The following is a 22,387-nucleotide window of genomic DNA, read 5'->3' on the forward strand; positions in this document are numbered from 1 at the left end:
CAAACTCTTCAATTAAATATAAATCATGAATTTCTTGAGCCGACACTCGTTAACGAGTGCCCACACAGATTGTCTCGTTGCTAATTGTTAAAGAACAGTGCCTTATCAGGCGGCTTAAGTGAGGCTTCCTCTCTCAAGCGGGACGCGCATTCTACGCTATCCGTTTTCCGTGTCAAGCAACTTTTTAACTCTTTCGTTGCTTGCCGTTCCTTGAATCCTTCTGCCTTCCTGGCTTGCCGGGCTACCCCGTCGAAGTGGTGCGCATTCTAGAGATTTCAGCGAAGCCGTCAACTGGTTTTTTAAGAAAATTTATCGTTTGACGAGTTATTGAGCATTTAAGGCATTAAACGTCCATTTTTGCTACTATTCTCCTGTTCAAACAGCGGAAAAGAGTGAAATGAGCTTAGGATTTTATAAGAAGGCATATCCCAAACTTGGGCAAAATTGCTACGTTGATGACAGTGCTGTATTAAAAGGTGACATTGAATTAGGCGATGACAGCAGTATTTGGCCATTAGTTGCGGCCCGAGGTGATGTTAATCATATCCGTATTGGTGCTCGCACTAATGTTCAGGATGGTACCGTACTACACGTAACGAGGAAGTCGACGCAGCATCCGGCCGGTTATCCGCTAATAATAGGCGATGATGTCACTGTCGGTCATAAGTGCATGTTGCATGGCTGCACACTGGGAAACCGTATTTTAGTTGGAATGGGTGCAATTATTATGGACGGCGCCATAGTCGGAGATGACATATTTATTGGCGCGGGAAGCTTAGTGCCACCGGGTAAAACCCTGGAATCAGGTTACCTGTATGTCGGCAGCCCAGTGAAACAGGCCCGCAGACTTACCGACAGTGAACTGGCGTTTCTTAAACAGTCCGCCATTAACTATGTAGAATTAAAAGAAGATTATCTGGCTCAGGACTGAGCCAGCATATTCCTTAATGCCTGACGAACCGGCTGGGTGTCGGGCATTACTCCCCGCCATAAATAGAAACTTTGCGCCGCCTGCTCGACCAGCATACCCAGACCATCCAGGGTCATGCTTGCTCCTTGCTGTTGGCACCAAAGATTAAACGCCGAGTCTTCTTTACCGTATACCATGTCATAGCACACCGGCTTATTAACCATATAGGCAGTATCTATATTGGGGGCATCACCGGATAAGCTTGATGATGAGGCATTGATAATAAGATCAAAGGAAGTATCGGGAATATCATTCAGACCACTGCCGGTAACCCTGGCAAACGAAGCGAAGTGTTTAGCCAGGTTTAATGCTTTCTCTGCAGTACGGTTAGCAATATGCAACGAGGTAGGGGTTTGTTCCAGGATAGGTAACACCACGCCTCGGGTTGCGCCACCTGCACCAATGATCAGGATCTTTTTACCTTGCAGTACCAAACCATGAAATAGCAGGTCTTTGACCAATCCGATGCCGTCTGTATTGTCACCAAATAATTTCCCTTCTTTATAAGTAAGGGTATTCACCGCCCCGGCCTGTTCAGCCGCTTCCGACAGTTGGTCAGCCAGCTTATAAGCCTGCTCTTTAAAAGGAACCGTCACATTTGCCCCCTTACCTCCAGAAGTAATGAAGGCCTGGATGGTATCCGCAAAACCATCAAGGGGTGATAAGATCGCCGAATACTCCAATGATTGTCCGGTTTGCTCGGCAAACATCTTATGAATAAAAGGTGACTTGCTATGCGCAATGGGATTACCGAAGACAGCGTATTGATCCATGGTACTTAAGAAAATGACTGATTGGCTGGGGAGCCTAACCCAGAAACAAGCTGACGACAAACCCACCAGCCTCTATCAAATGATTGGAGGGGAACAAGTGACCGCACGCCTGTGCAATTGCTTCTATGACATTATGCAGACGGATCCAAAAGCCGCAGAGTTGTTGGCCATTCACAAAGCGGATCTGACCGAAACCCGCCAGAAATTTTTTGAATTCATGAGTGGTTGGCTAGGCGGACCGCCGCTGTTTGAACAAAAATACGGCCATCCCAGATTAAGAGCCCGGCACCTACACGCTCCGGTGAATGGCCTGATGATCAGCCAATGGTTGTATTGTATTAATCTCGCACTAGAACAATGCGTTGAAGACAAGAGGCTGCGCCAGGTTATCTGGCAAAATCTGGTGCCTTTGGCGCAGCATATGAAAAATCAGGATTAAATCTCGGCCAGCCAGTCCACAGGTTTGAGGTAGTGCTGGTACAACTGCTCTTCCCTGCTTCCAGGTAATGGCGTGTAATCATATTCCCAGCGGGCCAGTGGTGGCATAGACATCAGAATAGACTCTGTGCGGCCGCCGGTTTGCAAGCCAAACAAGGTGCCACGGTCGTACACCAGGTTGAATTCCACATAGCGACCACGACGGTACAACTGGAATTCACGCTCCTGTTCACCAAAAGGCATTTGTTTACGATTTTCAATGATGGGTACATAGGCATCCAGATAGCCATTCCCCACGGCCTGCATAAAGGCAAAGCTCTTTTCAAAGCCCCATTCATTCAAATCATCGAAGAACAAACCACCTACACCACGGGTTTCATTACGATGCTTGAGGAAAAAGTAATCATCGCACCATTGCTTGTACTTAGGGTAAACGTCATCGCCAAAAGGCAGGCACAAGTTACGTGCGACATTGTGCCAATGCTGCACATCTTCTCGGAAAGGATAAAAAGGCGTTAAATCAAAACCGCCACCAAACCACCATACAGGTGCTTCACCGTCTTTCTCTGCCACAAAAAAGCGCACATTGGCATGGGAAGTGGGCACAAAAGGGTTATGCGGATGAATAACCAAAGATACCCCCATAGCCTGGAAACTGCGTCCTGCCAGCTCAGGTCGGGCTGCAGTAGCTGATGGGGGAAGCTGTGTCCCGAAAACATGAGAGAAGTTCACACCACCTTGCTCTATTACTTGCCCTTTACGCATCACCCGGGTGCGGCCGCCGCCACCTTCTTCGCGCTGCCAGTTATCTTCAACAAAATTCCCTTTGCCATCGACCAGCTCAAGTGTCTGGCAAATACTGTTTTGTAAACCCAGTAAAAACTGCTTTACCTGCTCTAAATTTACATTGGACATGATTTGTTCCTAGGCTCTGATAACTTGACCAGTCAGACCGTGGCGGATCTGGGTAGGCTGGGCTTGTTGTCCAACCTGCGCATGAATGATTCTGACTTTTTCACCAAACTCCCGTTCCACCTCTGCCGCCGTTCTGGCGGGCTCATGACCTGCCAAATTTGCGCTGGTTGACACAAGAGGCTTGCCAAGGAAATCACACAAGGCTCGTACCACAGGATGAGCAGTAACCCGCACCGCAATCAACGGAGAACCGCCGGTGATCCAATCTGGTGCTTTATCGGATTTAGGTAGCAACCAAGTGTGCGGTCCTGGCCAGCTGGATACGATCTCTGTGCGACGGTCCATTGGAATGGCTTCGTCCTTGACATAAGGCAATAATTGAGAATAGTTACTGGCAATTAAAATCACGCCTTTTTCGACAGGCCTTTGTTTTAACTCCAGGATTTTCATCACAGCTTGTTCGTTATCCGGGTCGCAACCCAAACCGAAAACCGCTTCGGTTGGATAAGCAAAAATTTCCCCATCATCAAAGGCCGATTTTAATTCTGCATCAAAGTTCAAGACAGGACTTCCCATACTAGGTTTACCAGTTTGCCGGCATATTAATATAAGCTTGCCGAAGTGCAATGCCAGTTAGTCATCCGCTTCCTTATGCTGACAAGCCTTCTGTGGGCAAACCAAGGTATGCCCTTTGCGCATCATAATAGGCCAACCACAAGCAGAGCAGCTTTTCGCCACAGGCGGAAAATTCAGCAGATAGCGACAATCTGGATAACCATCACAGGCAAAAAAACTCTTTCCATACTTATTTGTACGTCTATGCAGTTTCCCGGTTTTACATTGTGGGCAGCTAACCAGGCTTTCCTGCTTTTGCTCGAGTTTTTCAATATGGTGGCATTGTGGAAAGTTGGTGCAACCGATGAACAAACCAAATCGGCCTTTCTTCACCGCCAGAGGAGATTGACATTCAGGGCAATGCGCCCCTTCAATCACTTTTACTTCGTGGCTTTGGTATTCATGCAGCGGTTTACTGAAATGGCAGTGTGGATAACGACTGCAACCGAGGAAAGGTCCACTTTTACCCGAACGAATTTGCAACTTGGCATCACACAAAGGGCAATTGCCATAGGCATGCTCCAGAGCATGTTCGTCGGCGTTAAATAGGGAGTGATCTATCTTTGACATAAACGGATTATGTCATAATCAGAGCTCGCTTAATATCTAAGCGTTGTAGGTAGGCAATAACGCTAGTGCAGAGGCCCTTCAGGCTCCTCGAACAGTAGGTCTTCCATTTGCGCGTAGGCGTTTTCCTTGCCGGGTACATTAAACAGCACCATCAACACTACCCATTTGAGATCTTCCAGGCAAAACTCAGCTGCATCGATCTCCATCACCCGGTCAATCACCATTTCACGGGTACTGGCATCAAGCACTTTGATTTGCTCTAGGAACATCAAAAAGCCTCGACATTCAACGTCCAGTCGCATCTCCTCTTCCTGTGTGAAGATACGAGTAACAGGCATTGCAGACATATGAGCCAGATAGGGATTGGTATCGGACTCTTGCAAAGCTGCCAGCTTCTCCAGCCAGGACAAGGCTTTGTAGATCTCATCATGATGAAAACCGGCACGCACCAGCTCTTCGGTCAACTCGTCTTGGTCGACGCGAATCTCAGTTTCACTATGGATGAAGTTTTCGAACAGATACATGAGGATGTCAAACATACTATTTTCCCCTCAACTTGACGTAACCACCGGGGACGGCAGCTACCAGGCCACGCAGCTCATATTCTAGTAATTGTGCAAGCACTTGTGTCACCGGCAAGCCGCTGCGCTGTGCAATCACATCTATAGATGTGACTTCAAATTCTACACTACCCAACAATATATCCTTTGCCAAGCCATTCTCATTACTTTTTTCCTGTTGAGAACAGGCATAATTTTGCCGTCCTAAAGCAAGATTTTGATATTCTTCGAGAATGTCTTCAACACCTTCCACCAGCTTGGCCCCCTGTTTGATTAAATAATGACACCCCTGAGCAAGAGGATTATAGATGCTGCCCGGAACCGCAAATACATCCCGACCTTGCTCCAATGCACATCTGGCAGTAATCAACGAACCACTGCGAATAGCGGCCTCGACTACCAGGGTTCCCAAACTTAAACCGCTGATTATGCGGTTGCGCCTCGGAAAATGTTCGGCCCTCGCCCCCAATTGCGGCGCAAACTCTGATATCAGGCACCCACCGCCATTGCATATTTGCTCTGACAGACCGACATTTCTGCGCGGATAAGGCTTAGCCAGCCCAGAGCCCAAGACGGCAATAGTTTTACCTTTAGCTTCAAGCGCGCCTTTGTGTGCCCAACCATCAATACCCAAAGCCAATCCGCTGGTAACCACCAGCCCCGCAGCTACCAGTTGGGCAGCAATATCAAATGCAAACTGCTGACCCGTTGGTGTTGGATTACGACTGCCCACTATTGCCAGTTGCGGTTCATCAAGCAGTGAAACATTGCCTTTACAGTAAAGGACTACGGGAGGGCGAAAAAGTTGCTGAAGATGCTTAGGGTACGTATCGCTTCGGTAAGTTAGGATGGAATGTTCAGGCGAGCTTTGCAGCCAGTCAAGCGCATCGTCAATCCAGGCTTTGTCTGGATTTCTGAACGCGGCAACTTGTTTTCCTTTCCAGCCAAGCTGCCGCAACTGTAGGTCTTCAAGCTCAAACAACGCGGATGCGTTGTTTGACGTTAATTGAGTTAGCTGTTCTAGTTCATCAGAACCAAGCCCAGGGACCTGGTCCAATACGAGCCATGCATACAACTCCGCTTCTGTAGACATGCTAATCCTTGCACAGTCATGATGACCTACGGATGAGCGACCAAGGCGCCTCTTTTGATGATGTTAGAGGCTTTGACAATCAACCCGTAGCTTGTATTTTCAAACACCCTGAACACAACCAGCTCCCCTACTTTCAACGGAGGCGCGGTAACAACATTCTCGTTTTCAGCCAGACCAAACAGCCAAGTGTCACTGTCTGCGTAATCCGGAGTATCGCTGGTATCCAATTTCGGGCCGGGAAGATATATCCCCATCACTGAGCCGGCCTGTATGTCGTCTCGCTCACCTAAATCCAGAACGACAATATCAAGTTTACCCATCATATTGTGTTCGCGAAGGTTACCTATAATGTGACCACGCACATCTCCAACCGCCTGCAATTGGAGATCTTGCCCTTGCGGTAATAGCGAGCGGGCACCAATGCGGTCGCCCTGAACCGCCTCAAAATTGGCGTCGTGCAAGTTTACCAGCATCAGACGTTCCTGCTCGGTCGGCAGTAAACTGGCATCAGCTACGTGACGAACCTGCACGCCAATTACGTTGTCATGCATGTCACGAATCATACCTTGTTGACGTAACAACAACATATCTTGCCCAGCATCGCCGAACTCACCGACCACCATGTCACCACTGGCATAGCGAATGCTTCCGTCATAATCACCAAGCAACTTGGGCAGGGCCTGGTATTCTTCTTCTGACATGACTAAGCCGTTTTCAATAAATGGTTGCACCACAGTCCAAGGCAATACCGGGATGGCGGTGGCAGACTTATCAATGCGCTTGCCGCTTGGTGATAACTTAATGGTTGTTTTGGGTTCCTCAGTGCGGTTCATTACCAGCGTTGGCTGGCCATCGGCCCCCCATTCCAGCCTTAGTTCATCACCAGGGTAAATCAGGTGAGGATTCTTAATTTGGCTGTTGTGACGCCAAAGCTCGGGCCACTGCCAGGGCTGGTCCAAATACAGCGAAGAGATATCCCACAAGGTATCCCCTTTCTTCACCACATATATTTCGGGTGCATCTGGCTTAACCGTAATTGCCATGCACCAGGCAGGAAACAAGCACAGCCATACAAACCATCTAGACAACTTAAGTCGCATAACTCCCCCAATGAGCCGACCATCACGCCCCACTGCGACATGCTTACGGACGTTGATTCATACCTAATCAAAACGGAGCGGCTATTATTTTTTACCAGCGATTGGGCTAGAATAACCGTTAAAGCCAAGTATTAAATAGCCATTTATGGCAATTCGTATAAGAATCCATATGCTTGGATCCATTAACTAGTGTAGCTGAAGATATCAATGGCCAAATTAGAAGTTCTACGTTTCCCTGATGAACGTTTGCGCACTGTCGCTAAACCCGTTGCGGAAGTAAATGACGAGATCCGTAAACTCGTTGACGACATGTTTGAAACAATGAAAGCCGAGAATGGCATTGGTTTAGCCGCCACTCAGGTGAATGTTCATATGCGTTTGGTCGTTATGGACGTTTCAGAAGATCAAGACCAGCCATTGGTATTCATCAATCCGGAAATTACCGAAAAGCACGGTACCACCATTAGTGAAGAAGGCTGCTTATCCGTACCTAATAACTACGCGAAAGTCGACCGTGCTGAACGCATCAAAGTGACGGCACTGGATAGAGAAGGTAAAGAGTTCACCCTTGAAGCGGAAGGATTGCTGGCTATTTGTATCCAACATGAACTCGATCATCTTCGTGGCGTACTCTTCGTTGACTACCTATCGCCCCTGAAACGCCAACGAATTCGCAAGAAGCTGGAAAAAGAAGCCCGCCTGTTAGAAAAAGCCTGAGGTTCCGTTGAGCACGTCATTGAAAATCATATTTGCCGGTACGCCTGACTTTGCTGCCCGGCATCTGCAAGCCTTATTGAATTCTTCTCACCAGGTTATCGCCGTCTATACCAAGACAGATCAACCAGCGGGTCGGGGTAAAAAGCTGCAGGCGAGTGCCGTTAAGCAATTAGCCCTGCAACATGAGATCCCGGTATTCCAACCAGAGACCTTAAAAAGTGCCGAAGCACAGCAACAGCTTGCCGAATTAAATGCGGATGTCATGGTAGTGGTCGCTTACGGACTTATTTTACCTCAAGCCGTGCTGGACGCTCCCCGACTGGGTTGCCTGAATGTGCATGGCTCTTTGCTACCCAGATGGCGAGGTGCCGCACCAATTCAACGTTCAATTTGGGCTGGTGACCAACAAACCGGCGTAACCATTATGCAGATGGACAAGGGCCTGGACACTGGCGCCATGCTGCAAAAAGCAGCATTGCCGATTGAGCCTTCTGATACCAGTGCAAGCTTATATGAGAAGCTCGCGGAACTTGGTCCCAAGGCCTTAGTGGAGACTCTGGCGCAGTTGGAGACCCTCACAGCAGAGCCTCAGGATAACAATCTGGCAAACTACGCAGAAAAACTTTCCAAAGAAGAGGCACGATTGAACTGGCAAGCCAATGCTGAACAACTGGAACGCAATATTCGGGCTTTTAACCCCTGGCCTGTTTGTTTCTTCGAATTGGACGGTCAACCGGTTAAGGTGTGGCAAGCCAGCGTAGAACCAAGAGAAGGTGTTCCAGGAGAAATTCTCGAGGTCAGTAAACAAGGCATACTGGTCGCAACAGCAGCACAAAGCTTACGCTTAGAGGTTATCCAATTGGCAGGCAAAAAGGCCATGCCAGTAGCTGACATCCTAAATGCAAGAAAAGATCTGTTTTTACCCGGAAATACACTGAATTGAAAGCCTCAACCCTAAGGGCGGACATCGCTCGCACCCTGTTTCAGGTATTAGAGCAAGGCCATTCGCTTCGAGAATTGATGCCAGCTTTGCAAGCCAAGCACAAAGAGCAAGACCGAGCCTGGTTGCAAGAGATGTTGTATGGCGTACTCCGTCAATTGCCAATACTGCAGTATTGGCTAAGACAACTACTGAATAAACCGCTTAAATCCAATCAGAAGGTTATTGAACACCTGATTTTGCTTGGTTTCTATCAATTGGCCTTCAGCAGAGTATCTCAGCATGCCGCCGTTGCTGAAACCGTGGGGGCTTGCCAGGAGCTCAGGTGTCCAGGGCTTAAAGGCCTGGTGAATGCGTGTCTGCGCAATTTTATTCGCCAGGAGATGCAGGATAAGCAACCAGATGACGCGCAGATTCGTTCAGGATTACCTAAATGGCTATTCAAGAAATTGCAGCAAGCCTATCCCGATAAGTTGGATGACCTTAGTCAGGCAATGAACAGCAGGGCCCCCATCTGGCTAAGAGTAAACCAGGCGCGAGTTAATCAAAGCGAGTTTTGCCAAGCGCTGGATGAACAAGGCATTCAATATAGGGTACCGGATGACAAGCAGCCCGCCCTGATACTCAGCAAAGGCTACGATCTGACGCAGCTACCCGGATACCAACAAGGTTGGTTTGCCGCCCAAGACGGTGCTGCTCAGCAGGCAGCAACATTACTGGCTGTGCAAAGCAAAGACCGGGTATTAGACGCTTGTGCAGCCCCCGGCGGAAAAACCTGTCACCTGCTGGAATTGCAAGCTGACATAGAGTGTCTGGCATTAGACAGCGATGCAACTCGCTTACAGCGGGTAGAAGAGAACCTGCAACGGCTTGGCCATCATGCCCAGGTAATATGTGGCGATGCTGCAGATCCATCCTCTTGGTGGGACGGCAAGCCATTCGATCGTATTTTGTTGGATGCCCCCTGTTCAGCTACCGGGGTTATCCGCCGCCACCCTGATATCAAATGGCTACGCAAAGGTACAGATATCCCTCCCCTGGTCGAATTGCAACGCCGGATATTAGCGGCAGTCTGGTCAATGCTAAAACCTGGCGGCACCCTGCTGTATGCCACCTGTTCAATACTGCCCGATGAGAACCGCGAGCAGGTTAAGCAGTTTCTAGCCAATCATCCTGATGCCGTGCTCTCTCCCCTACATGCACAAGACAGCACTGACAACCCTGGCTGGCAAATCCTGCCCGGAGAAGGGCAAATGGATGGTTTCTACTATGCGAGACTGATAAAGTCTTAACAGAATATGGGCTTACAGATTTTGGCCAGTACGTCGACCAACATTAAGAACCGCAAACTATGAAGATCATCATTGTGGGCGCCGGTCAGGTAGGGGGAACCCTTGCCGAGAACCTGGTGGGTGAAAAAAACGAAATCACCGTCATTGACTCGGATTATGACATTTTACGTAATCTGCAAGATCGACTGGATTTGCAGGTTGTATCCGGGTTTGGCTCCCATCCTGATGTCCTGAAGAAAGCCGGTGCAGAAGATGCCGATATGCTCATCGCCGTGACCAATAGCGATGAAACCAATATGATGGCCTGCCAGGTTGCGCACACACTGTTTAAAACACCTACCAAGATCGCGCGTATCCGTTCAGAGCAGTACTTAGTTTACCAAGAGCAGTTATTTAAACACTCAGATGTACCGGTGAATCATTTGATCGCCCCGGAACAGCTGGTGACCCGCTCGATCAAACGCTTAATCGATTACCCAGGAGCCTTGCAGGTCGTAGAGTTTGCCGAGGGCAAAGTCAGCCTGGTCGCAGTTAAGGCCTATTATGGTGGCCTGCTGGTTGGGCATGCACTTTCTGCTCTAAAAGAGCATATGCCGAATGTGGAAACCCGGGTAGCGGCTATCTATCGTCGCGGTAAACCCATTCGCCCTTTAGGAACCACCGTCATAGAAGCAGATGATGAAGTATTCTTCATCGCAGCTACTAAGCATATTCGCGCGGTAATGAGTGAGTTGCAGAAGCTGGAAGCCAGCTACAAACGCATCATGATTGCCGGAGGTGGCCTGATTGGTGCTGGCTTAGCCAGGCAGTTGGAAGAAAAACATCAGGTTAAACTGATCGAGTTCAATCAGGACAGAGCTAAATACCTCTCTTCCAACCTGAAAAAGACCATAGTGTTTTGCGGCGACGCCTCTGATCAGGAGTTGTTGCTGGAAGAACAGGTTGAGCAGATAGATGTATTTATTGCTGTTACCAATGACGACGAAGCCAACATCATGTCAGCAATGCTGGCCAAGCGCATGGGCGCCCAAAAGGCCATGGTATTAATTCAGCGCAGCGCTTATGTGGATCTTGTACAAGGTGGAGAGATAGACATCGCCATTTCACCACAGCAAGCGACTATTTCGGCCCTGCTGACTCACGTCAGACGCGGCGACGTTGTAAATGTGTATTCACTTAGACGTGGTGCTGCGGAAGCCATCGAGGCCATAGCCCATGGTGATGCCAATACATCCAAAGTGGTGGGCAAAGCCATAAATGACATTAAGCTCCCTCCAGGCACCACCATTGGCGCTATCGTGCGTAAAGACGAAGTGATTATTGCCCATGGGGATACTGTTATCGAGGCTGATGATCACGTCGTATTATTTTTGGTCGACAAGAAATTTATCAGCTACGTGGAAAAACTCTTCCAACCCAGCGCCTTCTTCTTTGGCTAAGGCTGCGGAGCATCAAAGTTTCAGATGCAGAAAAGAAAAAAGCTCTAAACAAACGTTTAGAGCTTTTTTCGAGAATTGGTGCCCAGGAGAGGACTTGAACCTCCACGGCCTTTCGGCCACTAGCACCTGAAGCTAGCGTGTCTACCAATTCCACCACCTGGGCGAGAAGTGCGCGTACTTTATTGAGTCAGACCAATCTTGTCAACACTCAGCGTGAACTTTTTATGTCGTTCGCACATTTTTACGCCACAACGTTTAAGTTCTGACCTGTGATTTCGGAAAATGTGGGGAAACGGTCTGGCGGATCTCATTGCCCCAAACAATGGCTTGGTTAAACAACCCATGCAACATCTTCTGGCTAAGATCTAACTCCCCTGACAACTTGATCAAAGCCAACCAATTGGCACTTTCAAAGGCTCTGGCCAGGCTTAGATAATTCCGCAAGCGCCCTTCTTGCCCACACAAGGCCTGTTTGATCTCTTCATCGATAGGCAGCTTTTGCACCAAATGCTCCATACTCTGATCGAGTAATGCATCCAGCAGCGAAAACAAGCCAACCAGGAAACCTTTAGGCGGATTGTCCTGATCTTTCTTAGCCTGACTCACCAGCTCACAGAACTTAGCCCGCACCAAGGATAGATGTAGCAGTTCCATGGGCTTCTCTTCGCCCATATTGGCCAAGGCCAGAATAGAAATGAACTTCTTAAGCTCGACTTCACCCAGGTAATTCAGAGCATGACGCAGCGATGAAATCTTGTAACGCTTGTTAATAGTAGGATTATTGATAAAACGCAGCAGCATGTAGGATAAACCGACATCCCGCTCGAAAATGCCATTCACGCGCTCAAAATTAAAATCTCGGTTACTGCTCTCTTGCAACAATTCTAAAAGTGCCAGCTTAGATGTCGGTAAATTACGCTGACGTATAACTTCCGGCTTGGCGAAAAAGAACCCCTGGAAGTAATCAAAGCCCAAATCGCGGAAGCGATTAAAGTCTTCATAGGTTTCCACTTTTTCAGCAACTAGCTGCACCTTGGCTTGCTTGAATTTCTCAATATTGCGGGCAATGGTTTCATAGTCACTACGCAGCGTATCTACCTTGATGATATCAACGTACGGCAGGAACATATCCCACTTGGGGTCAAAATTGTGGTCATCCAGAGCCAGCTTGTAGCCCATGTCTTTTATCTGTTTACAGGCTGTCACCATGCTGCTGTCTGTAGGCACGGTCTCAACAATCTCAACCACCACCGATTCGGGGTCCAGCATACTAGGGAAACCATGCAATAAGGTTTCTTTGTGAAAATTAATAAAAGACGTTTTGTGGCAGGCAATATCTTCCAGTCCCAGCGTTAGGTGGCTGCCGGTTAATATTTTGGAAGTGGCTTCATCCGGTCGAATATCCGGAAAGCAATTTTTCCTGCCATCCCTGAATAATAGTTCATAGGCATAGACATTCCGGTCACTGTCCAGAATAGGATGGCGGGCTATATAAGCAAACATAAGTTAACCCCCAGAGGCTCCGTTTCTTGGTTGGTCCATTGAGCCCGTTTGTATGAGAAATGTAAACAAACAGACTCTATCAGATAGCGGTGATAAAACCAGCGTTTCAGTGCTCTGGACAGCATTCTCCATTATTTATATAAATACCTTCAAGCCAGCGTTAGCTCCGCCAAAATGTGGGCGAGAAAAGTACCAGCAAAGAAAACACTTCCAGTCGCCCAAACAACATGGCCAGTACAAGCCACCATTTCCCTGCATCAGTGACATCGGCAAAATTAGCAGCAACCGCCCCCAACCCCGGTCCCAGGTTGTTCAGACAGGCCGCGGTAGCAGAAAACGCGGTAATATTGTCCATGCCGGTAGCGACTAAGGCGATCATAATAATCAAAAACACTAAAGTGTAGGCTGAAAAGAATCCCCACACCGCTTCCACTACCCTGTCAGGCAAGGCACGATCACCCAGCTTAACCGAGTAAATGGCTTTGGGGTGAATAAGCCTGTCTACTTCCCGCTTGCCTTGTAAAAACAGCAACAGCACTCGAACTACTTTCAAACCACCGCCGGTTGAACTGGCACAGCCGCCAATAAAGCTGGCAAAAATAAGCAAAATCGGCAGAAATACCGGCCAATCTGCGAAGCTGTCAGTCGCAAAGCCGGCAGTTGTACTGATTGAAACAGCATGAAATAGGGCTTGGTCCAAAGCGGTTTCCACATCAGCATACCAGCTATGTGCGGTTAGGGTGGCAAAGCAAATCGCCACCAGCACAAACTGAATCAGGAAAAACGCCCGCAACTCCGGGTCGTGCCAATATGCCTTCAGACTGCGATTGCTAAACGCGTTGTAATGCAAGGCAAAATTAAGGGCCGACACCCACAGGAATGCCACACAAACCATGTTGATGGCAGGGCTGTCGAAATGCCCCAGGCTGGCGTCATAATTAGAGAACCCCCCAATGGCAACGGTTGAAAATGCATGGCAGATTGCATCAAACCAGTTCATTCCTGCCGCCCAATAAGCAACCATACAGGCAATAGTTAACCCCAGATAGATGAACCATAGATGCTTAGCGGTATCCGCAATTCTGGGGGTCATTTTTGAGTCTTTAACCGGACCGGGGATCTCAGCGCGATATAGCTGCATGCCCCCTACGCCCAATATCGGCAATATGGCCACCGCCAATACAATGATCCCCATACCACCCAGCCACTGCAGTTGCTGGCGGTAAAACTGCACGGCTTTGGGCAGATAGTCGATCCCCTCTATTACCGTTGCCCCCGTAGTGGTTAACCCTGAGAAGGACTCAAAGAAAGCATCAGTAACCGACATTTGCGGCTGTTCAAGTAATAAGAAAGGCAATGCACCAAAACTGGCCAGTACGGTCCAGAATAATGCAACAATCAGAAATCCCTCTTTGGCTCTCAGTTCATTGCGGTGGGTGCGATTGGGATACCAGGAGAGAATTCCGGTAATCAAACAGAGGAAAAATGCCAGCATAAAGGGCAAACCGCCCCCATCAGCATATATTAAAGAAACGACAGCAGGCGGAATCATGGTAACGCTAAACAAAGCAACCAGCAGGCCGAGTATCCTAATTATTGTACGGTACTGCATATTTTCCTTAGCTAGTTACCTTCACTGAGCGCTGCTCCAAAAATGTCAAAAGCTGCAGATAATCGTCCGCCACATAACAGGCAACCTGGTCCAGACAAGCCGGGCTGACTGAAGACCCTGAATCATGTAAAAACACAATTGCCTTGCCCAGAGCCACAGCAGCGGCAATCTCCCCCGCCTGTGACCTGATTTCAGATTCACTGGTCAGCGCGAAGGCAACCCAGTCGGCACTACCGAGCAAAAACTGATTGATGCTCTGTCGCAAGCGCTCCCCCAATAAGTTATCAAGGGGCGCTGCAGCTGAATCAACCGGCTCTGCATTGCCTTGCAATGCATGAAAAAAATGCAACGGCAACGCCATATCCAAGGCCGTTTCACGGATTTTCCGATGTAGGTGAGAATGGAATCCCACCAAATAAACACGCCGATACATAAGGAGTTTATTGGTTGCATGGTCAATACCCAATTATTGACCGACTGAGATCAAATCAAAAGCCCCAATTTCAGTTCTTGCCTTTGCTTTGAATGAAAAGGTTTCTTACAAGGGGCAACTGGTTTAACGATAAAGACAAACTTACACTACCTAGATCCCTACCCTACGGAGATTTGGATGAAAAAAATAGCAATATGGAGCCTGTTGTCAGCACTGGCCTTGCCAGCGCTGGGTAACCAGGAAGATAAGGTGCAGACTTTCAGCCTCGACAATGGCATGAAATTCCTGGTTCTGGAAGATCACTCAATTCCCAACGCGAACTCCTATTTATTCTGGCGAGTTGGCTCGCGCAACGAGTATCCAGGTATCACCGGCCTCTCACACTTTTTCGAGCATATGATGTTCAATGGTGCCAAGAAGTACGGCCCTAAAGAGTTTGACCGTACTATGGAGGCTGCCGGCGGCAGCAACAATGCCTACACGACGGAAAATCTGACCGTATACACCAACTGGTTTCCGGCAGAACAGCTGGATTTGATTTTTGAACTTGAGGCAGACCGCATCGAACATTTAGCCATCGACCCGCAAATGGTGGAAAGTGAGCGAGGCGTGGTGATTTCAGAGCGTTCCACAGGGCTGGAGAATTCTAACTTCCGGGCAATTTGGGAAGAAGTTAAAGGCAGCGCCTTTCGCGCCCACCCTTATAGCTGGTCGGTAATTGGTCACGAATCTGATATTGAGAATTGGTCCCTGCAAGATCTGGTGCAGTACCACAAAACCTACTACGCACCGAACAATGCCGTCATGGTGGTTGCCGGTGATGTCACTGTCGATGAGGTGAAAAAGCTGGCCAACAAACACTTTGCCGGTATACCAGCCCAAACTCCCCCACGAGAAGTCCATACCGTCGAGCCTGAGCAAAAAGGTGAGCGCCGGGTTTATCTGCACAAAGCGTCGGTGTCCAGCCCCAATTTGATGATGGCATTTCATGTACCGAATTCACGGCATGAAGACTATTACGCACTGTCCGTTCTGGCCGACATTTTGGCAACCGGAAATAGCTCCAGATTGCAGGACAGCCTGGTTTTTTCCCAACAACTTGCGACAGAACTTTTCGCTTACTTCCCTGAATCCATAGACCCCAATCTGTTTTACATCTATGCAGTAGCAAGCCCGGGTACAACCTCAGCTCAATTGGAACAGGGCATCATCGCCCAGTTGCAAAAAATAAAGAAAGAAGGAATTACGGAACAGGAACTGCAGAAAGTTAAGAATCGCCGCCTCGTCGACTTTTACCGAGAAATGGCCACCATCAATGGCAAGGCTAATACCCTGGGAACCTACGAAATGTACTTTGGTGACTATCGCGCGCTATTAGATGCCCCAACAAAGTTGGAAGCCCTAAAGGTCGCCGACATTCAACGTGTCGCCAACCAGTATCTAAAGAAGGCCAATCGTACAGTAGGTATTCTGGACGCTCAGGAGGATAGCCATGAACAAGATTTATAAGGTAATTGGCTGCATCAGCCTGGTGTGTATCAGCCTGGGTAGCTGGGCTGCAGGCTTTAGTTTGCCCAAGTACGAAAAAGTAACACTACAAAACGGCCTGACGTTGTATTTGATGGAACAGCATGAGGTGCCGCTTATCGACTTAGTGGTGACAGTTAAAGCCGGGGCTGTAGATGACAGCAAGGCGGGGCTGGCCAAACTGACCGCCGCCAACCTGATATTAGGAACTCAGCAACTGCCGCGTGCCGAGTTGGAAGCGAAACTGGACTTTATTGGCGCTCAACTTGATGCCGACGCTGAGCTGGAATATTCCAGTGTTTCAGCCTCTCTGGCCAGTAAGGATCTGGACCAGGTACTGCAATGGGTTAAAGACAGCTTGTTAACCCCGGCGTTTGACGACCAGGAGTTTGCCAAACATAAACAACGTTATTTGGCCAATCTGCAACAGAAAACGGAAAGTCCAAAAGCCGTCATTAAGGATTACTTTAACGCTCAGCTATTCAAAGGGCATCCCTATGCGGCAGAGATCGACGGTTCAAATACCTCGGTTGCCGGCATCTCACTTGCCGATGTGAAGGCCTTTCATAAGCGTTGGTACACACCGGACAACACGGCCGTAATAGTGGCGGGCGATTTCGACACCAAGCAACTTAAAAGTAAGTTGAGCAAATTGTTTGCGACCTGGCAGGGAAAAGCCCCCGCGCGGGCAAAACTGACAACACCGGTGCAACCTAAGCAAGCCCAAGTCCTACTGGTGGACAAACCCGATGCGGTGGAAAGCACCTTTATGATTGGTGGCGCAGGTATGGCCATGAGCAATCCAGACTATGTCGCCGTCAGTGTTATCAACACCATTTTAGGTGGGCGTTTTACCTCTTGGCTGAATGACGAATTACGCGTGAACTCTGGGTTGACTTATGGCGCCCGCAGCCGTTTTGAATCTCATCAGCAAGGCGGCAGCTTCTATATTTCAACCTTTACAAAAACCGATACCACCAAGCAAGCCATTGACTTGGCATTACAGACTTACCAGAAATTGTGGAAGCAAGGTATTGATCAATCGACTCTCGACTCGGCCAAAGCTTATGTGAAAGGCCAGTTCCCGCCAAATTACGAGACCTCTGCTCAGCTTGCCTCACTGATGTCGGATATGTTTATCTATGGCTTTGATGAAGATTTTATCAACGGTTTCTCAGAAAGAGTGAATGCCTTAACGGTTGATAAGAGTCAGTCGCTTATAGAGCAATACTTCCCAAGCCAGAATTTACAATTTGTAGTGGTGGGCCAAGCAGAAATCATTAAGGACTGGGTAAAAGGATACGGTCAATTACAGCAGGTCAATATTCAGGACAGCGAATAATGACTAGTGAGTCTCCGTAGCGATACGGAGGCTCAACCCGCTGGCCCCAGAATAATCAGACTGACATCTTATCGCAGCGGGTAATCAGGTAAGCGCAGCGCCTTGCGCCATCCAATATATGCTCCTGACGCTGTACCTTAAACTTATCCCCAATGCAGGCCTGAAATAACGCCAGTTCAGACTGGCAAAACCCGTCACTACATCTCGCGGCGGCACAAATTGGGCAATGATTCTCAACAAACCAATACCCAACACCAGGCTCCTCATGCCAACTGGCCATGTAACCTTCGCGATTACGTATCTGACACAGGCAATCCAACTTTTCCACCAAGTCTGTCAGGCCACTCATCTTGGCCAGATAATCCTGGCGCATCGTGGTTTCCCGACGAGCAATAACCTGCTGCAGGCCACTTTCACCAAACTCGGCTCGCACAGATTCAAGAAGATGCACACTCAGCTGGCTGTGCATATCCGCAAAACGTCGCTGTGCAAGCTTAGTAAGATGCCAATATTGCTTGGGACGACCAATCAGGGCAGGTTGGAAAGAGTGGCTGACCAACTCATCATCTGCAAGCTGCAATAGATGCTGTCGAGCACCCATTGCGGTTATCTGCAGGGCCTCTGCCAACTGCTGTGCGGTCATCTCACCCTGATTCTTCAATAAGTACAGGATTTTGTCAGCACGACTATCCAATCCTCATTCCTCAGCGAAACGCTAAAACAGCGTCAACCAGCTTGTTTATCCCTTGTGCGGCCTCAGCAATATCTTTCGCTAACATATAGGCCGGGGTCGTAACCAGCTTATGCGTCTTATCCACCACGATATCATCAACCTCACAGTCAACATGCTCGGCACCCATAATACGCAAGGCATCGGCAGTCTCTTTATCATTACCTATAGTTAACCTCACCCCTTCGCCGTAAACACGGGCCGCCAGAACCGGCGCTATACACATATAGCCAGTTGGCTTGGCTAATTCAGCAAATTCCCGGCAGGCTCTTAATACGCTGGGTTCCACCTGGCAATTTGCACCAACCAGGGCAAAATTACACAGGTTCTTTGCCGCACCAAAGCCACCAGGTACCAACAAAGCATCATAGTCAACGGCAGCTAATGCAGACACAGGTAGTACATTCCCCCGGGCAATTCTGGCCGCTTCAACTAAAACATTGCGCGGCTCTGTTTCAACCACATCGCCAGTCAGATGATTAACCACATGCAATTGCGATATATCGGGGGCGAAACACTGGTAAGCGACGCCTCGCTGACTTAACGCCAACATGGTCAACACCGATTCATGGATTTCAGCGCCATCAAATACACCACTGCCACTTAAAATCACAGCAACTTTGTTCATTTTCTGCTCCAGAGCGCGAGGAGACTGGCTTATGCAATTTGGTTAAAAAATACATAGCCAATCAATCTAAAAATTAACCAATCAGGGCTTTTCTTCACTCAGGGGTATGGTAGAGTAGCGTTCCGCTGGGGCCAAGTGCAAATTCCTTCCCCGTGCGTTATCCACAAAGGATTATAAGAATAACAACAGGTCTAGATGTCCCCTGTTTTGATACCAAGCCAGTATTTTAAAGACTTTTAAGCATTTGCCTGTAACTGGGTAAAGTTTATTCCTGCGCAATAGAAAACTTCATCAACAAAGTTATCCACAACATACAAAGGTTGTGGATAAAGCAAGGCGTGGCTGAATGTCACCGCTTGTGGCATCCTTACCGGCATTCATACGCCAGAGCGCCAAACCATGTCGACACAACCAGCTTATCCTCTGATATTAGTAGATGGATCTTCTTATCTATTCCGGGCTTTTCACGCCATTAGGGATCTGTCCAATTCTAAAGGCCAACCGACCAATGCTGTATATGGTGTGATCAATATGCTTCGCAGCTTGATCAAGCAATTTCACCCTACTCACATGGCCGTTGTGTTTGATGCGAAAGGTAAGACCTTTCGGGATGATATCTATCCGGAATACAAAGCGCATCGTCCGCCCATGCCGGATGATCTGAGAGTCCAGATTGAGCCGATTCACGAAATCATTAAAGCCATGGGCTTACCTATTATTGTGATCGAAGGTGTTGAAGCAGACGATGTCATCGGCACATTAGCCAGGCAGGCAAGTGAAGCCGGGATCCCAACCCTTATCAGTACCGGGGATAAGGACATGGCCCAGTTGGTTGATGACAACGTCACATTGATCAACACCATGACCAATACCCTGATGGATCCGACCGGCGTGGTGGAGAAATTTGGCGTTCCACCAGAACTGATTATCGATCTGTTGGCACTTAAAGGCGATAAAGTTGACAACATTCCTGGCGTCCCAGGCGTGGGTGACAAGAGTGCTTTAGCTATGCTGCAGGGACTGGGAGGAATAGATGACATCTATTCCAGATTGAATGACATTGCTCAGCTTGAATTTCGCGGCGCCAAGACCATGGCAGCGAAGATGCAAGAATATGAAGCACAGGCCAAACTGTCTTATCAATTAGCCACTATCAAAACCGATGTTGAGCTTCCTTTACGACCAGAAGAACTAGCCCCAGGAGAGGCCGACAAGCGGAAACTGGCAACATTATTCGCAGAACTGGAGTTTAAGCGCTGGTTAGAGGAGCTGGCGCATGAATCACCGGTTGACGCCACTGCAGCTGCATCTCCAATGGCCACTGATATTAGCGCGGACCAATATGAAACAATTCTGGATGAAGCACATTTTTTGCGTTGGCTGGACAAGCTTAAGGCAGCCCCGCTTATCGCCTTAGATACAGAAACAACCAGTCTGGACTATATGGAAGCGGAGTTAGTGGGCTTTTGTTTTGCCGTCGCACCGGGTGAAGCAGCTTACCTGCCGGTCGGACATGATTATGTTGATGCCCCTGAACAGTTGGATAGAAACTGGGTGCTACAGCAATTGAAGCCGTTGTTGGAGAATCCCCAATGCTTGAAAGTCGGACAGCATATAAAGTACGACAAGAATGTATTGGCCAATCATGGCATCAATTTACAAGGCATCGCCTTTGATACCATGCTGGAATCCTATGTAAGTAACAGCGTTGCTGGTCGCCACGATATGGACAGCCTGGCTGAGCGATTCCTGGGACATAAAACAGTCCATTTTGAAGACATTGCCGGTAAAGGCGCCAAGCAACTTACTTTCAACCAAATTCCCCTTGAACAGGCGGCACATTATGCCGCTGAAGATGCAGATATAACATTAAGGCTGCACCAGGCAATTTGGCCTGAGTTGGAACAGGTTTCTGAGCTTAAAAGCATATTAACCGACATCGAAGTTCCCCTCGCCAGCGTGCTGTCCAAAATGGAAGTACAAGGTGTACTGATAGACAGCCAAAAGCTCAAGCATCAAAGCCAGCAACTTGCCAGCCGCATTATTGAGCTGGAAAAGCAAGTACACGAGCTGGCAGGCTGCGAATTTAACCTTGGTTCACCCAAGCAGTTGCAGGAAATATTATTTGAAAAAATGAACCTGCCTGTGATTAAGAAAACCCCCAAAGGAGTGCCTTCTACATCTGAAGATGTATTACAGGTATTAGCTCATCAGTACCCGCTACCCAAGCTGTTGATGGAATACCGGGGGCTGAGCAAGCTGAAAAATACTTACACCGACAAACTACCCAAGATGATCAATCATCGCACCGGGCGCGTACACACCTCTTATCACCAGGCCGTTGCAGCAACGGGTCGACTGTCTTCTACTGACCCTAACCTACAAAATATTCCGATAAGAACAGAAGAAGGGCGCCGGGTAAGGCAAGCTTTTGTGGCATCACCTGGCTACAAGATAGTTGCGGCAGATTACTCTCAAATCGAACTGAGAATCATGGCGCACTTGTCAGCAGACCAAGGACTGCTGACCGCATTCGCTGCTGGAAAGGATATTCACAGAGCGACGGCCTCAGAAGTATTTGGTGTTCCCTTAGAAGAAGTCACAGCTGATCAAAGACGCAGTGCGAAGGCGATCAATTTTGGCCTGATATACGGCATGTCTGCCTTTGGTCTGTCACAGCAATTGGATATCCCCCGCGCCGAAGCCCAAAACTATATGGATCTTTACTTCGAGCGCTACCCAGGTGTTCTGCAATATATGGAGACAACCCGGGAGCATGCCAAAGAACAGGGATATGTCAGTACCGTATTTGGTCGCAGACTTTACCTGCCGGAAATCAAGTCCAGCAATGCCGCTCGACGCAAAGGAGCAGAGCGAGCAGCGATTAACGCCCCCATGCAAGGGACAGCGGCGGATATTATCAAGAAAGCGATGTTGGCCGTTGATAACTGGATTGATCAGCAACCAGATGGTGATGTACGCATGATAATGCAGGTACACGATGAACTGGTATTTGAAATAAAAGAACACAATCTGGAAGAAAACAGGCAAAAAATAATTAAGCTGATGGAACAAGCGGCCAGTCTGAATGTACCACTGGTTGTAGAAGCCGGCCTCGGAGACAACTGGGACGAGGCACACTAGAGAAGTTGCACAAATTTAACTCTATGTAATTTAATTACAAAAATAT

At 48.4% G+C, this 22,387-nt stretch carries 22 protein-coding genes and 1 tRNA gene; 9 read left to right on the top strand and 14 right to left on the bottom strand.

Annotated features, from left to right (window positions below):
- The first annotated feature begins 397 nt into the window (after positions 1 to 397).
- A complete protein-coding gene (locus KJY73_RS09510; protein WP_206595829.1) occupies positions 398 to 931 on the top strand; it encodes a gamma carbonic anhydrase family protein in 534 nt (177 codons plus the stop codon).
- Here the strand turns inward: KJY73_RS09510 and aroE are convergent.
- Positions 922 to 1,743, bottom strand: coding sequence for a shikimate dehydrogenase (gene aroE, locus KJY73_RS09515; protein ID WP_214343358.1), 822 nt, complete (start codon positions 1,741 to 1,743; stop codon positions 922 to 924). The genes KJY73_RS09510 and aroE overlap by 10 nt on opposite strands.
- Before the next feature lie 13 nt (positions 1,744 to 1,756).
- Between aroE and KJY73_RS09520 the strand changes: the two genes are divergently transcribed.
- Complete coding sequence (locus KJY73_RS09520) at positions 1,757 to 2,182, top strand: group II truncated hemoglobin (protein WP_214343360.1); 426 nt, start codon at positions 1,757 to 1,759, stop codon at positions 2,180 to 2,182.
- Here KJY73_RS09520 and hemF read toward each other — a convergent pair.
- The 6 genes from hemF to KJY73_RS09550 form a co-directional block, all read right to left on the bottom strand.
- Complete coding sequence (gene hemF, locus KJY73_RS09525) at positions 2,179 to 3,096, bottom strand: oxygen-dependent coproporphyrinogen oxidase (protein ID WP_206595826.1); 918 nt, start codon at positions 3,094 to 3,096, stop codon at positions 2,179 to 2,181. The genes KJY73_RS09520 and hemF overlap by 4 nt on opposite strands.
- Before the next feature lie 9 nt (positions 3,097 to 3,105).
- Positions 3,106 to 3,672, bottom strand: a complete 567-nt coding sequence (locus tag KJY73_RS09530) for a Sua5/YciO/YrdC/YwlC family protein (protein WP_214343362.1) — start codon at positions 3,670 to 3,672, stop codon at positions 3,106 to 3,108.
- A gap of 57 nt (positions 3,673 to 3,729) precedes the next feature.
- Positions 3,730 to 4,281, bottom strand: a complete 552-nt coding sequence (locus KJY73_RS09535; RefSeq protein ID WP_214343363.1) for a DNA topoisomerase family protein — start codon at positions 4,279 to 4,281, stop codon at positions 3,730 to 3,732.
- Between the two features lie 62 nt (positions 4,282 to 4,343).
- Positions 4,344 to 4,820 (bottom strand): DUF494 family protein, encoded by a 477-nt coding sequence (locus KJY73_RS09540; RefSeq protein WP_214343364.1) that lies wholly within the window; start codon positions 4,818 to 4,820, stop codon positions 4,344 to 4,346.
- A gap of 1 nt (position 4,821) precedes the next feature.
- Entirely contained in the window at positions 4,822 to 5,934 is a 1,113-nt protein-coding gene (gene dprA / locus KJY73_RS09545; RefSeq protein ID WP_214343365.1) for a DNA-processing protein DprA, read from the bottom strand.
- A gap of 26 nt (positions 5,935 to 5,960) precedes the next feature.
- Complete coding sequence (locus KJY73_RS09550; RefSeq protein ID WP_214343366.1) at positions 5,961 to 7,034, bottom strand: LysM peptidoglycan-binding domain-containing protein; 1,074 nt, start codon at positions 7,032 to 7,034, stop codon at positions 5,961 to 5,963.
- Between the two features lie 207 nt (positions 7,035 to 7,241).
- On the opposite strand from KJY73_RS09550, the gene def reads away from it, so the two are divergent.
- From def to trkA, 4 genes are read left to right on the top strand one after another with little or no spacing between them, the layout of a single operon-like run.
- Positions 7,242 to 7,751: a peptide deformylase gene (gene def, locus KJY73_RS09555; protein ID WP_206595820.1), complete on the top strand. Its 510-nt coding sequence runs from the start codon at positions 7,242 to 7,244 to the stop codon at positions 7,749 to 7,751.
- 7 nt (positions 7,752 to 7,758) lie between these two features.
- The gene (gene fmt / locus KJY73_RS09560; RefSeq protein WP_214343367.1) at positions 7,759 to 8,694 is read left to right on the top strand and encodes a methionyl-tRNA formyltransferase; all 936 of its coding nucleotides are present in this window, start codon (positions 7,759 to 7,761) and stop codon (positions 8,692 to 8,694) included.
- A complete protein-coding gene (gene rsmB / locus KJY73_RS09565) occupies positions 8,691 to 9,983 on the top strand; it encodes a 16S rRNA (cytosine(967)-C(5))-methyltransferase RsmB (RefSeq protein ID WP_214343368.1) in 1,293 nt (430 codons plus the stop codon). The genes fmt and rsmB overlap by 4 nt, the downstream gene beginning before the upstream one ends.
- A 59-nt stretch (positions 9,984 to 10,042) precedes the next feature.
- Positions 10,043 to 11,422 carry a Trk system potassium transporter TrkA gene (trkA, locus tag KJY73_RS09570; protein WP_206595817.1) on the top strand — a complete coding sequence of 460 codons (1,380 nt, stop codon included), beginning with the start codon at positions 10,043 to 10,045 and terminating at the stop codon, positions 11,420 to 11,422.
- A gap of 76 nt (positions 11,423 to 11,498) precedes the next feature.
- On the opposite strand, the gene KJY73_RS09575 is transcribed toward trkA, so the two are convergent.
- The 4 genes from KJY73_RS09575 to KJY73_RS09590 form a co-directional block, all read right to left on the bottom strand.
- Positions 11,499 to 11,585: transfer RNA gene (locus KJY73_RS09575), tRNA-Leu, on the bottom strand.
- A gap of 92 nt (positions 11,586 to 11,677) precedes the next feature.
- Complete coding sequence (locus KJY73_RS09580) at positions 11,678 to 12,925, bottom strand: EAL and HDOD domain-containing protein (RefSeq protein ID WP_214343370.1); 1,248 nt, start codon at positions 12,923 to 12,925, stop codon at positions 11,678 to 11,680.
- A 160-nt stretch (positions 12,926 to 13,085) separates the two neighbouring features.
- Positions 13,086 to 14,537 carry a TrkH family potassium uptake protein gene (locus KJY73_RS09585; RefSeq protein WP_206595815.1) on the bottom strand — a complete coding sequence of 484 codons (1,452 nt, stop codon included), beginning with the start codon at positions 14,535 to 14,537 and terminating at the stop codon, positions 13,086 to 13,088.
- A 7-nt stretch (positions 14,538 to 14,544) separates the two neighbouring features.
- On the bottom strand, positions 14,545 to 14,970 hold the full coding sequence (locus tag KJY73_RS09590; RefSeq protein WP_214343372.1) for a hypothetical protein: 426 nt from the start codon (positions 14,968 to 14,970) through the stop codon (positions 14,545 to 14,547).
- A gap of 177 nt (positions 14,971 to 15,147) precedes the next feature.
- Between KJY73_RS09590 and KJY73_RS09595 the strand changes: the two genes are divergently transcribed.
- Together KJY73_RS09595 and KJY73_RS09600 are read left to right on the top strand one after the other, a co-directional pair.
- A complete protein-coding gene (locus KJY73_RS09595) occupies positions 15,148 to 16,479 on the top strand; it encodes a M16 family metallopeptidase (protein WP_214343374.1) in 1,332 nt (443 codons plus the stop codon).
- Complete coding sequence (locus tag KJY73_RS09600) at positions 16,463 to 17,839, top strand: M16 family metallopeptidase (RefSeq protein ID WP_214343376.1); 1,377 nt, start codon at positions 16,463 to 16,465, stop codon at positions 17,837 to 17,839. The genes KJY73_RS09595 and KJY73_RS09600 overlap by 17 nt, the downstream gene beginning before the upstream one ends.
- 55 nt (positions 17,840 to 17,894) lie before the next feature.
- Here the strand turns inward: KJY73_RS09600 and KJY73_RS09605 are convergent, their stop codons facing one another.
- From KJY73_RS09605 to KJY73_RS09615, 3 genes are all read right to left on the bottom strand, one after another.
- Positions 17,895 to 18,533, bottom strand: a complete 639-nt coding sequence (locus tag KJY73_RS09605) for a helix-turn-helix transcriptional regulator (RefSeq protein WP_214343378.1) — start codon at positions 18,531 to 18,533, stop codon at positions 17,895 to 17,897.
- Between the two features lie 10 nt (positions 18,534 to 18,543).
- Complete coding sequence (gene elbB / locus KJY73_RS09610; RefSeq protein WP_206595810.1) at positions 18,544 to 19,197, bottom strand: isoprenoid biosynthesis glyoxalase ElbB; 654 nt, start codon at positions 19,195 to 19,197, stop codon at positions 18,544 to 18,546.
- A 236-nt stretch (positions 19,198 to 19,433) separates the two neighbouring features.
- A complete protein-coding gene (locus KJY73_RS09615; RefSeq protein ID WP_214343380.1) occupies positions 19,434 to 19,574 on the bottom strand; it encodes a hypothetical protein in 141 nt (46 codons plus the stop codon).
- A gap of 22 nt (positions 19,575 to 19,596) precedes the next feature.
- Here KJY73_RS09615 and polA point away from each other — a divergent pair, with 22 nt between their 5' ends.
- Positions 19,597 to 22,341, top strand: coding sequence for a DNA polymerase I (gene polA, locus KJY73_RS09620; protein WP_214343382.1), 2,745 nt, complete (start codon positions 19,597 to 19,599; stop codon positions 22,339 to 22,341).
- The last annotated feature ends 46 nt before the right edge of the window (positions 22,342 to 22,387 follow it).

Source organism: Bowmanella yangjiangensis (genome assembly GCF_018531185.1).
GTDB lineage: Bacteria > Pseudomonadota > Gammaproteobacteria > Enterobacterales > Alteromonadaceae > Bowmanella > Bowmanella yangjiangensis.

Coding starts and splice junctions, on each gene's coding strand:
- hemF (WP_206595826.1), bottom strand. CDS start 3,096: ATGTCCAATGTAAATTTAGAGCAGGTAAAGCAGTTTTTACTGGGTTTA.
- KJY73_RS09615 (WP_214343380.1), bottom strand. CDS start 19,574: ATGCCGGTAAGGATGCCACAAGCGGTGACATTCAGCCACGCCTTGCTT.
- def (WP_206595820.1), top strand. CDS start 7,242: ATGGCCAAATTAGAAGTTCTACGTTTCCCTGATGAACGTTTGCGCACT.
- KJY73_RS09580 (WP_214343370.1), bottom strand. CDS start 12,925: ATGTTTGCTTATATAGCCCGCCATCCTATTCTGGACAGTGACCGGAAT.
- KJY73_RS09590 (WP_214343372.1), bottom strand. CDS start 14,970: ATGTATCGGCGTGTTTATTTGGTGGGATTCCATTCTCACCTACATCGG.
- dprA (WP_214343365.1), bottom strand. CDS start 5,934: ATGTCTACAGAAGCGGAGTTGTATGCATGGCTCGTATTGGACCAGGTC.
- KJY73_RS09595 (WP_214343374.1), top strand. CDS start 15,148: ATGAAAAAAATAGCAATATGGAGCCTGTTGTCAGCACTGGCCTTGCCA.
- elbB (WP_206595810.1), bottom strand. CDS start 19,197: ATGAACAAAGTTGCTGTGATTTTAAGTGGCAGTGGTGTATTTGATGGC.
- polA (WP_214343382.1), top strand. CDS start 19,597: ATGTCGACACAACCAGCTTATCCTCTGATATTAGTAGATGGATCTTCT.
- KJY73_RS09520 (WP_214343360.1), top strand. CDS start 1,757: ATGACTGATTGGCTGGGGAGCCTAACCCAGAAACAAGCTGACGACAAA.
- aroE (WP_214343358.1), bottom strand. CDS start 1,743: ATGGATCAATACGCTGTCTTCGGTAATCCCATTGCGCATAGCAAGTCA.
- KJY73_RS09550 (WP_214343366.1), bottom strand. CDS start 7,034: ATGCGACTTAAGTTGTCTAGATGGTTTGTATGGCTGTGCTTGTTTCCT.
- KJY73_RS09585 (WP_206595815.1), bottom strand. CDS start 14,537: ATGCAGTACCGTACAATAATTAGGATACTCGGCCTGCTGGTTGCTTTG.
- KJY73_RS09530 (WP_214343362.1), bottom strand. CDS start 3,672: ATGGGAAGTCCTGTCTTGAACTTTGATGCAGAATTAAAATCGGCCTTT.
- KJY73_RS09535 (WP_214343363.1), bottom strand. CDS start 4,281: ATGTCAAAGATAGATCACTCCCTATTTAACGCCGACGAACATGCTCTG.
- KJY73_RS09540 (WP_214343364.1), bottom strand. CDS start 4,820: ATGTTTGACATCCTCATGTATCTGTTCGAAAACTTCATCCATAGTGAA.
- trkA (WP_206595817.1), top strand. CDS start 10,043: ATGAAGATCATCATTGTGGGCGCCGGTCAGGTAGGGGGAACCCTTGCC.
- KJY73_RS09510 (WP_206595829.1), top strand. CDS start 398: ATGAGCTTAGGATTTTATAAGAAGGCATATCCCAAACTTGGGCAAAAT.
- KJY73_RS09600 (WP_214343376.1), top strand. CDS start 16,463: ATGAACAAGATTTATAAGGTAATTGGCTGCATCAGCCTGGTGTGTATC.